Here is a 16,334-nt window from a genome sequence, read left to right on the forward strand (position 1 = left end):
ATGGATCCCGACGCCCGACTCCTCGCGCTTCAGGATTTCGTCATCGGCAAATCCCGGAACCGCAAGCACGGAGCGGCAGGGAGGCTGAAACTCCGAGCCAGGCTGTTTCTGAAAGCGCTTTTGTCCATGGTGTTCCAGAGGCGGCGGGCTGTCGAGTCCGTCGAGTGCGATGTCCTGCTGGTTCATCCGTCGAGGAAATCGTTCCGCCTCGGCAGAAAACAGGCTTTGCTGGCCGCGCTGCGGGGCCGGGGGCTGATCGTCGAGGAGTTCGTCGAAGAAGGCGATCTCGATCTCGTCAGGAACAGGCAGTTCGGTGCGCCCCCGTCGCGAGTGCCCGCTTTGCTGCGCTGGGAAGCGGCGCATGCTGCGTATCTGCTGTCACGGTACCAGGCAAAAGTCATCGTCACGGAAAGGAACGGCTGGATAGTTCCCAGTCTCATCAAACTGCAGCGAACGACGGGCGCGAGGATCGTTCACCTCGCCCACTCGATACCTTCCGACGAGTCCAGTCGCTACGATTATTTCGATTACGATTACTACCTGCTGTTCGGAAAAAGCTCGCTCGAATATCTCTCGGCTCTCCGGGATACGTTCGGCGAGTGCATCGTGAAATTTGCCGGCCCCTATTTTTTCGCGGATCGCGAAGATCCATTGCCTGTGAAGGCGCGAAAAGAGGGCAAAGGCGTCAAATGCCTGTTTCTCGGATCGGGCCCTGATTACGAGGTCTCCGAGCCTTACCGTGAATACTGCAGCTGGATTGCGGCATGGTTGAGCTCGCGGCCGGAGGCGGAGCTATGGGTGAAAGTGCACCCGCGAGGTTCGGGCGAGCCGTGGCGCTCGCAGGCGGCGAGCAATTCCGGAATAAGAATGCTGCCTCCGGACAGCGCACTCGACGCGTGCGTCGCAGACGTCGATTTCGTGCTTTCCGGGTATACGAACGCGGTCCTGGACGTTTCGCGTTTCGGCACGCCCTTCATTCTGCTCGGAGAGGGAGCGGATTATTTCTCCACTGAACGTTTCGGCATTCCGCGCGCGCGATCGGGCATGGAACTCGCAAACTGTATTGACGCGCTGCTCGCCGATGTCCGGAAGGCCAGTGAGGCGGCGTCGGAATTTTTCGATTTTCATGTGCAGGAGAAATACCTGCCGCTGACTTCCATCGCGGATGTCATCGAGGAGCTGGCAGCAGGGAATGAAGTGAAGGGTCTGCCACTATCACCATAGGTCGCTGAATTTCTATGCGATTCATGGGCTCCGATTGAGTCCTTACTGGAACAGGCGTGATTATCGGGAAAAAGCATTTCTTGCTGGTTGAAAATGCCGCACGCGATTTTATTGTCATGGGGCTTTTCCTGTATCTCGGGGCGCTTTATTTCGTCGATACGAGCCGGCAGAACACCATCTTCTATTTGTCGGTCGCGCTGCCGGGACTGCTCCTGGTGCGCACGCTGAAGGACGTGCTGTCAGTCGGATGCCGGGAGGTCCTGTTCGTCTTTGTGTTCCTGATCTACCTGATCGCAAGCTCGCTGTGGTCAGATATGGGCATCGCGAAGTTTTTTGAGGCGTTGAAGTACGGTTTTTATCTCGCCTGCCTGATGCTGAGTATCCATCTGTTCGTGTCCCGTACGTCCGTCGGCGAACAGGCGATGACCCGATTTTTTGTCCTGATCGGATTTTTCGCCTCCCTGGTTTATCTGTTTTTTGCGTTTCGATCGGCTTTTGGGGGGGTAAATCCGCTGGCGGGAAGGTACTCGCTGAATGACCTCAGCGGCTGGGGAGAAAACAATCCGATAACCTCCGCCGTGTTTTTCGGCCTGCCCGTGTTGGCAGCGTGGTGGCGTTATCCGGACGAGAAGCAGGCGTCGAGGATCGGCCTTTTGTTCCTCATGGTCGCCGGCATGGGAGTGATGTTCCTGACCAAGAGCCGCGGGCCTTTTCTGGCGCTGGCGATAACGCTGCTGTTCGTCACGGTCTACCGGCGAAACCGGAGCGATATCGTGCTGTGGGCCCTCTATGGCACGGTCGGACTGGGGGCCGTGCTGGTTCTCGATCTTCATTCGGTCATCGCGAATCGAGTGGCCTCTCCGGACTACCGGATGGAAATCTGGTCGCATGCCGTGGCGCTGGTCTCCGAACGGCCGGTATGGGGGTATGGCTACGGTTCCGCGGCGACGCTTTCGTATGGGGCCGGCGAAATTGCCACTCACTCTCATTCGTCCCTCCTGGAGGTGCTCAGAGTGGGAGGTATCGCAGGTGCGGCGCTTTTTCTGGCGATGGTGTTTGTCGCAGTGCGCAAGTGTCTTTCGGGAAATGCCGGCGCCAGATTTTTCCTGTTCTGGCTGGTTTACGGTGTCATGTGTCTCTCGACCAACGGCCGCATGCTGCTGAGCAGACCGTCCGTCGAGTGGTTCGCGTTCTGGATTCCGCTGTTTTTCATGCTGGTCGCCTCGGGCAACGGCCGCGAGCCGGGCCGGAAGGATGCCGCGTTCGGTACGTAGGGTCCGGGCGTTCCGGTAGCTCGTGGTAACATCCGGCGTCTTATTGCCGCCCCCGCGCCATGCAACGTTCCGATGCGGCTCCTGCATCCAGCATCAGGATCTACTTCCGTCTGTTGAGCTACGTCCGGCCCTATGTCGGATTGTTCGCAGTCAGCATCCTGGGCTACGTCATCTTCGCTTCCTCGCAGCCGATGCTCGCCGGCGTGCTGAAGTATTTCGTCGACGGCCTGACTCATCCCGACGCGGCGCTGATCACCGGCGTGCCGTTGCTCGACGGCATGGAGCTGATGCACGGGGTGCCGCTGATGATCGTGCTGATCGCGGCGTGGCAGGGGCTGGGCGGCTACCTCGGCAATTATTTCCTCGCGAGAGTTTCGCTCGGCCTCGTGCAGGACCTGCGCCAGGCGCTGTTCGACAGCCTGCTGCGCCTGCCGAACAGCTATTTCGACCAGCACAGCTCCGGGCACCTGATCTCGCGCATCACGTTCAACGTGACGATGGTGACCGGCGCGGCGACCGAGGCGATCAAGATCGTGATCCGCGAGGGGCTCACCGTAGTGTTCCTCTTCGCGTATCTGCTGTGGATGAACTGGCGCCTCACGCTGGTGATGGTCGCGATCCTGCCGCTGATCAGCCTGATGGTCCGGAACGCGAGCGGCAAATTCCGCAAGCAGAGCAGGAAGATCCAGGTCGCGATGGGGGACGTGACCCATGTCGCGTCCGAAACCATCCACGGTTATCGCGTCGTGCGCAGCTTCGGCGGCGAGCATTACGAACGGGAGCGTTTTCGCGCGGCGAGCGAGGACAACACGCGCAAGCAGCTGAAAATGGTCAAGACTTCGGCGGTCTATACGCCGACGTTGCAGCTCGTCACGTACAGCGCGATGGCCGTGGTGTTGTTTCTCGTGCTGCGGCTGCGCGGCGAGGCGTCGGTCGGCGATCTCGTCGCCTACATCACTGCCGCCGGGCTGCTGCCCAAACCGATCCGCCAGCTCTCCGAAGTCAGTTCGACGATCCAGCGCGGGGTCGCGGGCGCGGAGAGCATTTTCGAACAGCTCGACGACAAGCCGGAAGTGGACCACGGGCGCATCGAACGCGAGCGTGTCAGCGGTCGCATCGAGGTGCGCGACCTGTCGTTCCGCTATCCCGGCTCCGACCGTGAAGTGCTCGACAACGTCAGCTTCACGGTCGAACCGGGGCAGATGGTCGCACTCGTTGGCCGTTCCGGTAGCGGGAAGTCGACGCTCGCGAACCTGATTCCGCGTTTCTATCATCACGACCGCGGCCAGATCCTCATCGACGGCGTCGATGTCGAGGACTACACGCTGAAAAACTTGCGCCGGCATATCGCGCTCGTGACGCAACAGGTGACCCTGTTCAACGACACCGTGGCGAACAACATCGCCTACGGTGACCTGGCCGGCCTCCCTCGCCCGGCGGTCGAGGCCGCGGCGGAAGCGGGCTATGCGAAGGAGTTCATCGACCGGCTCCCCCAAGGCTTTGACACGCTGATCGGGGAAAACGGCGTGACACTGTCGGGCGGCCAGCGCCAGCGCCTCGCGATCGCCCGCGCGCTGCTCAAAGATGCGCCGATCCTGATCCTCGACGAGGCGACGAGCGCGCTCGACACCGAATCCGAACGACATATCCAGGCGGCGCTCCACCGGGTGATGCAGGCACGCACGACGCTCGTCATCGCGCACCGGCTATCCACCATCGAACAGGCCGACGTCATCATGGTGATGGATCACGGGCGCATCGTCGAACGCGGCAGCCATGCCGAACTCCTCGCCGTTGGCGGTCATTACGCACGCCTGCACGCGCTGCAGTTTCGCGAGGAGCCGGAGGTCGCAGCGAGCCGCTAGCTGCGCCGGATCGGGCGCCGGGCGATTCGGCCGCAGCCGTGTGCAATCAGATCGAAGAAGAGCGCTGCTGCGACCCCTCGCTCGCCGGCGGAACATTTGCTTCGAACCACCCGCGCAGCGCACAGCCTTCGGGCCAGTTGCGCAGCAGCCGCGCCCGGTCCTTGCGCCACGCCCTGGCGTGCGCGGCGGTGCTGGCGTGCTGGCGCATCGCGTCGAGGTCGATCAGTTTCACCGTTCCCTGGTCCCACAGCAGGTTCGTCGCCTTGAGGTCGCCATGGCTGATGCGCTCGCGATGCAGCGCGGCGAAAAGCTCGCGCAGCGCTCGCGCCTCGGCGGGCGGCGGTTCGCGCCCGGCGTCGAGGTGCTGCAACAGGTGAGGTCCCGCGCACGATTCGGCGACGAGCCAGGCCCGGCCGCGCAACGGCCCGAAGCGGCGCTCGATCAGCGCCAGCGGTTGCGGTGTCGCGATGCCGAGAAAAGCGAGCCGGTGCCCCTCGATCCACGAATGCCAGGCGCGGCTTGGCCGCCACAAGCGCGACAGCGCGTGCGCCGCGTCCTTGATGTTGTAGCGCTTGATGACGAGCTGGCGGCCGCCGAGGTCGATCCGGGCGACGGTGCTGCTGCCGCCGTCTTTCAGCAGGCCTCCGGCGGCGAGGAAGCGGTCGGGATCGGCGACGACGGGCGCGAGGCGCTCGGCTTCATGGCGGAGGACCGAAACGAAGCGGTCGCGGCGCTGCTCGACGTGGAACAGGCTGCAGTCGCGCAGCGTCTTCGCGAGATAGTCGCGCAGCCGCCAGCTCCGCACGCGGGCGATTTCCCGGCGGAGCGATGCGGGATCGAACGACAGGTCCGGATTTCCGGCATGGTAGTCGGCAAGCAGGTCCGGCAGCCGGGTATCGGCGGCGGGCGGCAGTTGCGCGAGCAGGATCGCGAGATTGCGCAGCGCGTCGGCGGCGCCGAGAGGCACACCGGGGCGACGCGCATGGATCGCATCGCCGTCGATCGCATACAGCACGCCGCGCCGGCGCAGGAAGTTGCCCAGATGCAGGTCGGACTGCGCGAGCCCGCGCGCGTGCATGCGGCCGAGCGTCTCGAGCGCGGGAGCGAGCACGCCGAGCGCGGCGCCGATGTCGTCCGGATGCTGCGTGAGCGCCGCCTGCCAGCAGTCGGCAAGATCCTCGGCCTCGTCGAGGAACTCGGTCAGCAGATAATGCCCGCCGTCGAGCGTGCCGGCACCGAGCAGCTGCGGCGTCGCGATCGCCTGCGCGGCAAGCGCCTCGAGCCCGTCCCGCTCTTGCTCGAAGTGGCGCGCGCAGCTCCGGCGGGCGATGAAAAACTTCGCCAGCACTGCCTGCCCGCCGACTTCCGCTTCGCCCACCAGGCGCTTGCCCGGCAACACGCGCAGCAGGCGCTTGACGGTGGCGACGCGTCCGTTGTCGAGCGCGATGCGAAACGGCACGACGGGGTGTCGGCCGGCGTGGCGCAGCGTCGCGGCAGTCTCGAGCGGCAGGTTCATTGGTCCAACCGGATGCTCAACGCGCGACCTGCGGAGCGTATTTGCGCAGATAGCGGGCGTGCAGGCGTCCGGCTTGCGCTTCGAGACGCGCAAGCAGGGCCGCTTCATCGCGCAGCACGTCGCGCAGCGGGCGATCGAAATATCGCCGCACGAAGCGCAGCTTGTCGCGCCGGCCGAGACCGATGTCGAGCGCCGAAAAATACAGCGCCGCGAGGTCCTTGTCGCGCCAGCGCCGGGGCGTGCGGGCGCGGATCTGCGAGCGGTGCAGGTCGATCAGCGACAGGCGCAGCGCGGCCGCGGTCGGCGCCGGTTCGAGGTGCAGCAGGAAATGGCAGATGTAGAGGTCGCGATGGTTCATGCCGCCTTCGTGCATCCGCCGCACCATGTCGGCGACTCGGTCGATCAGCGCCCGCTTGAGCGCGCTGGGCGGCGGGCACCGCGGCCAGTCGCGGCAGAAATCCTCGAGGCTCACCGTCGGGGCGAGCTCCTCGGTGACGATGAACGAATGCTGCCTGGCCGGGTTGCGTCCGCGCTCGCCGTAGGCGACCGCTTTCATCGTCGCGACGCCGAGCTCGTCGAGCCGCCGTATCGCCTGCCACTCGTTGCGCGCGCCGAGCACCGGCAGGCGTGCCGACAGCAGGTTCTTGAAGATTTCGCGCCAGCCGACGCCGCGGTGGATCTTGACGAAATAGCCGCGCCCGGCGGTTTCGACGCGCAGCGTGCGGCGTCCCTCGAGTTCGCGGAACACTTCGCCCTGCAGCGCTTCGACCATGCCGAACGGATCCCGTCCGGCCCACAGCGAACGGAACGGTTCATCGACGAAGACCGTCGCCGACGCGCTCATCCGCGCCTCTGCAGGATCACGTCAGCGGCGCGCTCGGGCAGGCTGTAGAGGTCGGCGTGCTGCGCGAACGCGAGCCCGTTCGCGCTCCAGCGGGCGCGGCTTTCGTGGTCGGCGAGCATCGCGGCGAGCAGGCGGTCGAGCGCGGCCTGCTCGAACGGTGCCGGGACGACTTTTCCCGCGTCGGCGTCGGTGATGTAGTGCGCGTAGCCGCAGGCGGCGCTCGCGAGCACCGGCAGGCCGGCGACGATCGCTTCGAGCAGCACCGTGCCGGTGTTCTCGTTGTAGGCGGGATGAATCAGCAGGTCGGCGCCGAGCAGAAAGCGCGGGATGTCGTCGCGTCCCTGCAGGATGCTGACGCGATTCCCGAGGCCGAGCGTGTGCAGCTGCACGAGGAACGGCTTCGGGTCGTCCTGTCCGATCGCGATCAGGCGCGAGCGCTCTTTCAGCGTTTCGGGCAGCGCGGCCAGCGCCCGCAGGCTGCGGTCGAGGCCTTTGGTCTTGAAGCCGGAGCCGATCTGCACGACCAGCAGGTCGTCCTCGCCGAGGCCGAACTCGCGCCGGAATGCGGCACGGATCTGCGCGGCATCGGGCGGAGCGCGCCGGTCGGGAGCGATGCCGGGCGGCAGCAGGTGGAATCGGCGCGCCGGGGTGCCGTAGTGCGTCATGAAGAGCGGCTGCTGCGCGGCCGAGATCAGCAGGATCTCGGTGTGGACTTCAGGCGCGAACACCGCCCGCTCATACGCCGAAAAGTGCCGGTAGCGTCCGCTGATGCGGTACAGCGGGTTGCGCAGCGTGCGCGCCTTGTCCTCGAAACACGGGTCGGCAGCGTAATAGACGTCGAGCCCGGGCATCTTGTTGAAACCGACGACCCGGTCGGCCGGGCGGCGCGCCAAGTCCTGCTGCACCCAGGCGGCGAACTTCTCGTTGCGCCGCGGGTTCGTGATCGCCCGCACCGGGACGCGCAGCACTTCGAAGCCCGCGGGGATTTCGCCGTGCCAGTCGAGCGTGTAGACGCGGATCGCGTGGCCGCGCGCCTGGCACGCCAGCGCGATGCGCAGGAAGTCGCGCTGCAGGCCGCCGAACGGGAAGTACTTGTACAGGCAGAACGCGAGCTGCATCAGCCGGAGGCCTTGCGGTCGAACATCGTGTGGGCGAGTGGCCCGGGCGACGGATCGAAGCCGCCGAGCGCGCCGTCGGCGGCGAGCGGGGGACGGCCGGTGCAGCGTTCGCGGACGTTTCGTCGTCGAGGATGCGCTGCAGTGCGCTCCACACCTCTTCCGGGCCGATGCGTGTGAAGCACAGTGGCTGTTCGGCGACGAGATCGAACTGCGCGCGCTCGTCGGCGGTCGGCACGTGCGTGCAGCGCCGCTGCAGGCACGGAGCGCACGCCATGTTCGACGCGAGGTGGAACTGGTTCGGGCCCCACGCGCCGGTGAAGCCGGGATTGGTCGGGCCGAACAGCGACAGCGTCGGCACGCCGAACGCGGCGGCGAGGTGGCCCAGCCCGGTGTCGACGGCGACGCACGCGCGCGCGCCGGCTATTTCGGCGGCGATGCCGGCGAGTTTGAGCTGCGGCAGCACCGTGACCCCCGGCTGGCCGGCGGCGAGCCGCTGCGCGCGGGCCCCTTCGTCCGCGTTCCCCCACGGCAGTCGGATCGCCCAGCCCGCTGCGGTCGCGAGCGCGATCAGCCGCCGCCAGTAGAGCTCGGGCCAGTGCTTGGTCGCCCAGGTCGTGCCATGCAGCAGCAGCAGATACGGGTCGGGGGTGTCCGCGCCGGCGAGCCGCGACCGATCGAGTCCGTACGTGACCGGCCCTTGCGGCACCGGATAACCGAGCGCCCGGGCGAACAGTTCGCGCACGCGCTCGACTGCATGGCGGCCGACCGGCACCGCGTGCGCGTGCGTGTAGAAGCGGCTCGCGATCGGCTCGCGGGCGGAGTCCTGGTCCAGCCCATGCACCGGCTTGCTGCCGTAGCGCGTCAGTAGCGCGCTCTTCAGCAGGCCCTGTGCGTCGATCGTCGCATCGTGGCGGGTCGCCGCGACTGCGCGCCTGAAGCGGCGCCACTCGCCGCTGACCAGCGCCTTCATCGGCGCCTTGCGCCAGCGCCGCACCGCGACCGGAATCACGCGGTCGACGGCCGGGTGCCAGGACGGGATTTCGGCGAAAGCTTCTTCGACGACCCAGTCGAAGCGGATCCCGGGGATCGCGCGCGCGGCGTCGGTCAGCGCGGGAAGCGTGTGGATGACGTCGCCGAGCGAGGACGTCTTGACGATCAGCACGCGCATCAGGCGGTTCCGGCGGACCGGGGGAAGCGGATCGGCGTGCCCTCGGCGAGGCTGTCGAGCGCGTCCAGAACGCTCTCGGGCGTGATCTCGGTCAGGCAGCGCGTGTGGCCGAGCGGGCAGACGCGCGCGAAGCACGGCGAACACTCGAGGCGCAGGTAACGCACCACGACGCGGTCGGCGAGCGGCGGCGTGTGGTCCGGCGTCGATGAGCCATACACCGCGACGAGCGGCCGGTCGAGCGCCGCGGCGACGTGCATCAGGCCCGAATCGTTGCTGACTGCGGCTTCGCTCATCGCAAGGAGATCGACCGCGTCGGCGAGCTGCGTGCGTCCGCACAGATTGACGACGCCGTCGCCGGCCGCCGCGACGATCTCGTCGCCGGCCGGGGCGTCCTTCGCCGAGCCGAGCACCCACACCTGCTGGCCGCGGGCGACGAGCGCGCGCGCCAGCGCGGCGAAATGCGGCAGCGGCCATTGCTTGGCCGGGCCGTATTCGGCGCCCGGCATGAAACTGATCGCCGGCCGCTCGGCCGCGAGCCCGTGGGCGGCGCGCAGCCGCACTTGGTTCGCCGCATCGGCCACAAGGCGCGGACGCGGCAGCGGCCGGGGCAAGGCGGCGCCCGCCGGCAGGCCGAGCGCGACGAAGCGCTGCACCGTCATCGGCAGCGCGACCTTGTCGAGCGCGCGCAGGTCGTTGACCAGGCCGTAACGCATCTCGCCGCGGAACGCGGTGCGGCGCGGGATGCCGGCGAACAACGGCACGAGCGCGGACTTGAGCGAGCCGGGGAGGACGATCGCCTGGTCGTAGCGGGCCTGCGCGAGTTCGCGGCCGAGGCGCCAGCGCATGCCGAGGCCGAACTGGCCGTGGCCGAGCGGCATCGCGATGCCGCGCCGCACTTCGGGCATCCGTTCGAGGATCGGCAGCGACCAGCCCGGCGCGAGCACGTCGATCGCGCACGCGCTTTCGGCGTGCAGCGTCATGAAGAGGCTCTGCGCCATCACCATGTCCCCGACCCAGGACGGCCCGACGACGAGAATCCGGCGACTCGGCATCAGTCGCGCAGCGCGAGCCATTCCAGGTAGCGCGGCACGCCGATTTCGACCGGCATGAACTCGCCCTCGTAGCCGGCCTCGCGCAGCGCCGTGATGTCGGCTTGCGTGTAGCTCTGGTAGCGGCCTCTCAGATGTTCCGGGAACGCGATGTAGTCGATGCCGCCGCCGCCCGCGCTGCCCTTGTGCCAGCTCAGCGCGGCATGGGCGACTTCGTTGAAGCTCTGCGCGCGGCCGGTGCCGACGTTGAAGATGCCGCGCACGCCCGGGTTGTCGAGCAGCCACAGGTTCACCGCGACGACGTCATCGACGTGGATGAAGTCGCGCTGCTGCTCGCCGGGCCCGTAGCCGTCGGCGCCTTCGAACAGGCGCAGGCGGCCGCTGTCGTTCAACTGGTTGTGGAAGTGGTACGCGACGCTCGCCATGCTGCCTTTGTGCTGCTCGCGCGGGCCGTAGACGTTGAAGTAGCGCAAGCCGACCACCTGGCTGTCGATGCCCGACGCGAACCTGCGCAGGTGGCAGTCGAACAGGAACTTCGAGTACGCGTACATGTTCAGCGGACGCTCGAACTCGCGCGATTCGCGGAACGTCGGACCCATGCCGTAGACCGACGCCGAGGACGCGTACAGCAGCGGCACTTTGCGCGCCACCGCCCAGCCGAGCAGCGATTTCGTGTAGTCGTAGTTCACTGCCATCACGAGACGGCCGTCCCACTCGGTCGTCGACGAGCACGCGCCTTCGTGGAAGATCGCCTCGACCGGTCCGAAGTCCTCGTCGGCGCGGATGCGCTGCAGGAATTCGTCCTTGTCCATGTAGTCCCGGATGTCGGCGTCGGCGAGGTTCAGGCACTTGTGCCCGTCGCTGAGGTCGTCGACGACCAGGATGTCCGTGACGCCGCGGGCGTTGAGGCCCTGCACGATGTTGCTGCCGATGAAGCCTGCGCCGCCTGTGACGATGATCATGTTTTCTCCTGAATGCGCCCGCTCAGCGTTGCGCCGCGGCGGGGCGCTCGGCTGCGATCGCCGCGCGCAGCGCGAGGTCGAGTTCGGTGGTGCTGACCGTCGCCGTGCCGAGCTTGCCGACGACGACGCCGGCGGCGAGGTTCGCGAACGCGGTCGCGTCCGCCAGCGACAGGCCGCACGCGAGCCCGGCGCCGAGCACCGCGACGACGGTGTCGCCCGCGCCGGTCACGTCGAAGACGTCGCGCGCCTGCGTCGGCAGGTTCAGCGGCGCCGTGTCTTTCTGCAGCAGCGTCATGCCGCGTTCGCTGCGCGTGATCAGCAACGCGTCAAGCCCGAGGCGGTCGCGCAGCGCCTCGCCGCGCGACACCAGCGTCGCCTCGTCGGCGCACGGTCCGACCACCGCCTCGAACTCGCTGAGGTTCGGCGTGATGACCGTTGCGCCGGCGTAACGGCCGAAATCCGTGCCTTTCGGGTCGACCACGATCGCGAGCGCATGTTCGCGCGCGACGCGGATCAGCTCGCCGACTTGGGCGAGCGTGCCTTTGCCGTAGTCCGACAGCACGACCGCGGCGCTCGCATCGAGCGCGTCCTCGAACGCCTGCTCGATGCCGGCGCTCTCGAGCACCGCGAAGTTGTCCTCGAAATCGAGCCGGATCAGCTGCTGGTGGCGGCTGATGACGCGCAGTTTCGTGATCGTCGGGTGCTGCGGCGCGTCGAGCAGGCGGCACACGACGCCGCCGCCGGCCAGCCGTTCGCGCAACAGCCGCGCGGCCTCGTCGCAGCCGACCAGTCCGACGAGCTCGGCCCGCGCGCCGAGCGACGCAGCGTTCAACGCCACGTTGCCGGCACCGCCGGCGCGGAACTCGTCCCCTTCGACCTTGACGATCGGCACCGGTGCTTCCGGCGAAATGCGCGTCGTCGAGCCGTGCCAGTAGCGGTCGAGCATCACGTCGCCGGCGACGAGGACGCGGCCTTGGGAGAAGTCCGGCAGGGTGGGCGGCATGAGGCGGTAGGCGTCGCTGGCGTGTCGAAAAGACCGCAATTATCCCACGAACGGCAGCGTCCAGCGTACGCACGGGGCCGGCAGCGTCGTCGGGCACGGCGCGAGGCCGGGCGGGAGATGCCACCCCGAGCGTCGCGCCGGCATGGCCGAACCGGGTTCCGTTGCGTGGGTCGCGGCCCGGTTTCAGCGGTTGAACCACTTAAGCACGACGCCCCAGTCCTCGATATCGAGCCGTGTCGCGTGGCCGCACGCGAAGTCGAGCGAGAGCCAGCGCTGCGGCGGCAGGCCGAGCAGGTGGCCGGCGATCGCGCGCAGCGGCCCGCCGTGCGCGACGACGACGACCGGATCGGCGGCGCCGGGCGCGACGACTTCGTCGAGCCATTGCAGCACGCGTGCGGCCATGTCGCGCGCCGACTCGCCGCCGGGGGCGCAGAAGCCGAGCGGGTCCGTCACCCACACGTCCACCGCGTCGCCGAGCTCGGCGTACGGCCGCAGTTCCCACGCGCCGAAGTGCATTTCCCGGAGCCGGTCGTCGAATACCGGCGTGCCCAGTTCGAGCGCGAGGAGGCGGGCGCGCGCGAGCGGGCTCGCATGCAGTGCGTAGCGCGGCGGCAGCAGCGGCCGCAGGCGGGCGGCGACCGTCGCGGCGCATTCGGCGAGGCCGACGTCGGACTGGCCGTAGCAGATTCCTGCCGCGACGTCCGGCCGCGGGTGGCGGATCAGATGAAGTTCCATGCGGCGAGGATCCCGAGATAGCACGCGAGTTCGCTGCCCTGCTGCGCGGCGCCGAGGCAGTCGCCGGTGTAGCCGCCGAGGCGGCGGGCGAACACGCGTGCCGCCCACAGGGTCGTCGCGACCACCGCGATGAGCGCGGCGAGCACTTCGGCCGGGGCGAGCAGCGCCAGCGGGGCGAGGCCGAACACCGCCGCGACCGCGAGCTCGGGCGCGGTCAGCCGGCGCGCGAGGGGCTTCGATTTCGCGCTGTCGTCCTCGCGCACGTACTGCAGTGTGTGGATCAGGCTCGTCGAAGCCAGCCGCGACAGCGGGTGCGCGGCGATCAGCGCCAATGCGACATGCATGTCGCCGCGGGCGGCCAGTTCGGCGAGCGCCGCGGCTTTCGCGAGCAGCATCAGCACGAGGCCGACCGTGCCGTAGCTGCCGATGCGCGAGTCCTTCATGATCGTCAGCACCTGCAGCCGGTCCCACCCGCCGCCGAGCCCGTCGCACGCGTCGGCCCAGCCGTCCTCGTGGAACGCTCCGGTCGCGCGGATCGTCACCGCCATCGACAGCAGCACCGCGAGCATCGGCGGCAGCAGCTGCACGAACGCGACATAGCTCGCCGCGCCGATCGCGCCGACGACCCAGCCGACGAGCGGGAAAAAGCGTGCGGCGTGATTGAGCCGCTCCGGCGACCACGGCACCCACGCCGGCACCGGCAGGCGGGTGAAGAAGCCGAGCGCGGTGAAGAACAGTTCGAGCTGGTAGCGCACCGGCGTGTGCGCGCTTCAGGCCGACTGCAGCTGGTCGTCGACGCCGGCCGAATCGAAGCTCGCCATGTCGTTGAGGAAGTTCGCCGCCGCCTGCACGAGCGGGAACGCGAGCGCGGCGCCGGTGCCTTCGCCGAGGCGCAGGTCGAGCTCCATCAGCGGTTCGACGCGCAGATGGGCGAGCTGGGCAGTGTGTCCCGGCTCCTTCGAGCGGTGCGCGAACACGCAGTACGGCAGGATCGCCGGCGCGACCGCCTGCGCGACGAGCAGTGCGGCGGTCACGATGAAGCCGTCGATCAGCAGCGTCATGCGTTTTTCGGCCGCGCCGAGCATCGCTCCGGCCATCATCGCGATCTCGAAGCCGCCGTATTCGGCGAGCGCGCCCAGCGCGTCGTCAGGACGGCCGCCGCGCGCGAGCGCCTGCGCGAGCAGGCGGTGCTTGCGCGCGAGGCCGGCGTCGTCGAGGCCCGTGCCGCGGCCGGTCACGGTGGCGAGGTCGATGCCGGTGACGCAGTGCGTCAATAGCGACGCGGAGGCGGTGTTGCCGATGCCCATCTCGCCGAAGCCCACCAGGTTGCAGCCGTTCGCAGCGAGCGCGTGCGCGAGTTCGCGGCCGCGCGCGAGCGCCGCGTCGCGCTGCTGCGCGCTCATTGCGGACGTCTCGAGGTAGTTCGCGGTGCCGGCGGCGATTTTCGCGTCGACCAGTCCGTCGCGGCGGCCGAAGTCATGGTTCACGCCGCTGTCGATGACCGTCAATGCCAGCTCGGTCTGTCGGCAGAACACGTTGACCGCGGCGCCGCCGGCGAGAAAATTCTCGACCATCTGCCACGTCACCTCTTGCGGAAACGCGGAGATGCCGGCGCGCGCGGCGCCGTGGTCGCCGGCGAACACCAGGATGTGCGGCTGGCGGAGCTGCGGCGCCGCGGTCTGCTGGATCAGGCCCAGTTGCAGCGCGAGCGCCTCGATTCGGCCGAGCGCGCCGAGCGGCTTGGTCTTGCGGTCGATGCGGTGCTGGATCGCCGCAGTGAGGCCCGGGTCGGGCAGCGAAATCGCGAAGTCCATGATGATCGTGACAATGTCCTGAGGGAGCGGATCTTAGCACGCGGCCGGGGCGAGCCCGGCGGCCTGCCGCGGCCCGTCAGGCCGCCGAAACAGCGTGGCCTGCCTGCGGAGGAGGCAGGCCCTTGCCACGCTTGGCGTGGCGCATCAGCCGGCCGGCGTGGCGCAGCAGCCCGTCGGCGTCGGTCCCGCCGTCGGGATAGATCGCGCAGCCGACCGAAGCGCTGAGGGTGACCGCGTGGCCGCGCGCCTCGAATTCCTGCGCGAGCGCGGTGGCAGCCGCGCTCGCGACACGCTGCACGTCCTGCGCGTCGAACACCTCTTCGAGCACGATGACGAACTCGTCTGCGCCGGGGCGCGCGACCGTGTCCTGCTCGCGCACGAGGCTGCGCAGCCGTGCCCCGACGGCCTGCAGCAGTGCGTCGCCGACCGCTTCGCCGAACGCCGTGTTCACGCTCTTGAAGTCGTCGATGTTGACCAGCACGACGGCAGTGCGGCAGTTGTGCCGTTTCGAGCGCGTGATGCCTTGCGCGATGCGCTCGCCGAGCAGCAGGCGGTTCGCGAGCCCGGTCAGCGGATCGTTGTGTGCGGTGTATTGCAGGCGATGCTCGGTTTCCTGCAGCTGGCGGGTCGCTGCTTCGAGTTCCTGGCTGCGCTGGGCGAGGCTGCGGGTCAGCGCCTGCTCGGATGCCTGCAACGTGCGGATCAGCTGGTCACGGCTCGCGAGGGCTTCGGCCTGGACGCGCGCCTGTTCGCGAGCGAGCGACCGCCTGCGTGCGATGAGCGCGATCGACAGCAACAGCACCGCGAGCGCGCCGGAATAGAACGCGAGGCCGAGGTGAGTCGCTTCGAGGCACTCGGCAAGCCGCGCTGCGGGCTCCGCGGCGCGCGCAACGGACGGGGACGCGAGCACGATGACCGCCGTGACCGCGGCGCCGCTTCGCCCCGGCCAACGGGGCGTCCGGAGGTCGGAATTGCTCTTCAGTCGCGCCGCACGATCCCGCATCATCCCTCCCGACAAACAAGTTGTTACATGACCTTATTGTATGAGGTGTTGCCCGCGGTGCCGTGCGAAAAGGCGCGGCTCGGGCAACAAACCGATGCGGGCACGGCACGCCCGGCGCGACGCGTCGCAGGACGCAGCGGCGCGGGCAGCGGTTCAGCCTTTCAACGTAAGCGGCAGGCCGGCGGCCACGAAAGTCACGCGCCCGCACCGCGCGGCGACGGACTGGTTGAGTCGTCCGGCCTCGTCGCGAAAAAGCCGCCCGAGCGGTGTTTCGGGCACCAGCCCGAGGCCGAGCTCGTTGGCGACGAGCAGCACGTCGCCGGGCAGGCCGGGCAGGCAGTCGAGCAGGGCGGCGCGTTCGGCGAGCAGTCGCGGCAGGGCGTCGGCATCGAGCGGAGCAGGCAGCGTGTCGGCGTCCGCCATCAGGTTCATCAGCCACAGCGTCAGGCAGTCGACGATGACGCAGCGCCCGGGCTGCGCTTCGCGGCGCAGCGCGTCGGCGAGCGCCAGCGGCGTCTCGACGGTACGCCACGCGCTCGGACGGTCCTGCTGGTGGCGGCGGATACGCGATGCCATTTCCGCATCGAGCGCTTCGGCGGTGACGATCACGGTGACCGGCAGCCCGGTCGCGAGCGCGAGGGTTTCGGCGTAACGGCTCTTGCCGGAGCGCGCGCCGCCAAGGATCAGATGTGCGGGCATGATGCGGATTGCGCGGCCTTCGCTGCGGGAAGTTGCAGAACGCGCTATTATCCGCTCCGC

Annotated in this window: 15 protein-coding genes; 3 read left to right on the forward strand and 12 right to left on the reverse strand. The window is 68.3% G+C overall.

Annotated elements, in window-relative coordinates; all coding sequences use genetic code 11:
* Genes PA01_10785 through msbA form a run of 3 tightly spaced genes read left to right on the forward strand, consistent with a single transcriptional unit; the run spans window position 1 to window position 4,363 of the window.
* A complete protein-coding gene (locus tag PA01_10785; protein ID KON82449.1) occupies window positions 1–1,224 on the forward strand; it encodes a hypothetical protein in 1,224 nt (407 codons plus the stop codon).
* Between the two features lie 56 nt (window positions 1,225–1,280).
* Window positions 1,281–2,498, forward strand: a complete 1,218-nt coding sequence (locus PA01_10790; GenBank protein ID KON82016.1) for an O-antigen ligase family protein — start codon at window positions 1,281–1,283, stop codon at window positions 2,496–2,498.
* A gap of 59 nt (window positions 2,499–2,557) precedes the next feature.
* Window positions 2,558–4,363 carry a lipid A export permease/ATP-binding protein MsbA gene (gene msbA, locus PA01_10795; protein ID KON82017.1) on the forward strand — a complete coding sequence of 602 codons (1,806 nt, stop codon included), beginning with the start codon at window positions 2,558–2,560 and terminating at the stop codon, window positions 4,361–4,363.
* Between the two features lie 46 nt (window positions 4,364–4,409).
* On the opposite strand, the gene PA01_10800 is transcribed toward msbA, so the two are convergent.
* The 12 genes from PA01_10800 to cobU form a co-directional block, all read right to left on the reverse strand.
* Window positions 4,410–5,879 carry a phosphotransferase gene (locus tag PA01_10800; protein ID KON82018.1) on the reverse strand — a complete coding sequence of 490 codons (1,470 nt, stop codon included), beginning with the start codon at window positions 5,877–5,879 and terminating at the stop codon, window positions 4,410–4,412.
* 16 nt (window positions 5,880–5,895) lie between these two features.
* The gene (gene rfaP, locus PA01_10805; GenBank protein ID KON82019.1) at window positions 5,896–6,723 is read right to left on the reverse strand and encodes a lipopolysaccharide core heptose(I) kinase RfaP; all 828 of its coding nucleotides are present in this window, start codon (window positions 6,721–6,723) and stop codon (window positions 5,896–5,898) included.
* Window positions 6,720–7,574 (reverse strand): glycosyltransferase family 4 protein, encoded by an 855-nt coding sequence (locus tag PA01_10810; GenBank protein KON82020.2) that lies wholly within the window; start codon window positions 7,572–7,574, stop codon window positions 6,720–6,722. Before PA01_10810 ends, rfaP begins: the two co-directional genes overlap by 4 nt.
* Window positions 7,459–9,009 (reverse strand): lipopolysaccharide heptosyltransferase I, encoded by a 1,551-nt coding sequence (gene waaC / locus PA01_10815; protein ID KAI5913099.1) that lies wholly within the window; start codon window positions 9,007–9,009, stop codon window positions 7,459–7,461. The genes PA01_10810 and waaC overlap by 116 nt, the downstream gene beginning before the upstream one ends.
* The gene (gene waaF / locus PA01_10820; protein KON82021.2) at window positions 9,009–10,061 is read right to left on the reverse strand and encodes a lipopolysaccharide heptosyltransferase II; all 1,053 of its coding nucleotides are present in this window, start codon (window positions 10,059–10,061) and stop codon (window positions 9,009–9,011) included. The genes waaC and waaF overlap by 1 nt, the downstream gene beginning before the upstream one ends.
* Window positions 10,061–11,020: an ADP-glyceromanno-heptose 6-epimerase gene (gene rfaD, locus PA01_10825; GenBank protein ID KON82022.1), complete on the reverse strand. Its 960-nt coding sequence runs from the start codon at window positions 11,018–11,020 to the stop codon at window positions 10,061–10,063. The genes waaF and rfaD overlap by 1 nt, the downstream gene beginning before the upstream one ends.
* Window positions 11,021–11,042: 22 nt before the next feature.
* Window positions 11,043–12,023, reverse strand: a complete 981-nt coding sequence (gene rfaE1, locus PA01_10830) for a D-glycero-beta-D-manno-heptose-7-phosphate kinase (protein KAI5913100.1) — start codon at window positions 12,021–12,023, stop codon at window positions 11,043–11,045.
* A gap of 183 nt (window positions 12,024–12,206) precedes the next feature.
* On the reverse strand, window positions 12,207–12,758 hold the full coding sequence (locus tag PA01_10835; protein ID KON82023.1) for an alpha-ribazole phosphatase family protein: 552 nt from the start codon (window positions 12,756–12,758) through the stop codon (window positions 12,207–12,209).
* Entirely contained in the window at window positions 12,743–13,513 is a 771-nt protein-coding gene (locus tag PA01_10840) for an adenosylcobinamide-GDP ribazoletransferase (protein KON82024.1), read from the reverse strand. Before PA01_10840 ends, PA01_10835 begins: the two co-directional genes overlap by 16 nt.
* Before the next feature lie 15 nt (window positions 13,514–13,528).
* Complete coding sequence (gene cobT / locus PA01_10845) at window positions 13,529–14,572, reverse strand: nicotinate-nucleotide--dimethylbenzimidazole phosphoribosyltransferase (protein KON82025.1); 1,044 nt, start codon at window positions 14,570–14,572, stop codon at window positions 13,529–13,531.
* Window positions 14,573–14,648: 76 nt separating this feature from the next.
* Window positions 14,649–15,482, reverse strand: coding sequence for a GGDEF domain-containing protein (locus PA01_10850; GenBank protein ID KON82450.2), 834 nt, complete (start codon window positions 15,480–15,482; stop codon window positions 14,649–14,651).
* 246 nt (window positions 15,483–15,728) lie between these two features.
* The gene (cobU, locus tag PA01_10855) at window positions 15,729–16,274 is read right to left on the reverse strand and encodes a bifunctional adenosylcobinamide kinase/adenosylcobinamide-phosphate guanylyltransferase (protein KON82026.1); all 546 of its coding nucleotides are present in this window, start codon (window positions 16,272–16,274) and stop codon (window positions 15,729–15,731) included.
* Between the last annotated feature and the right edge of the window lie 60 nt (window positions 16,275–16,334).

Origin of the sequence: Azoarcus sp. PA01 (genome assembly GCA_001274695.2) — a bacterium.
GTDB lineage: Bacteria > Pseudomonadota > Gammaproteobacteria > Burkholderiales > Rhodocyclaceae > Aromatoleum.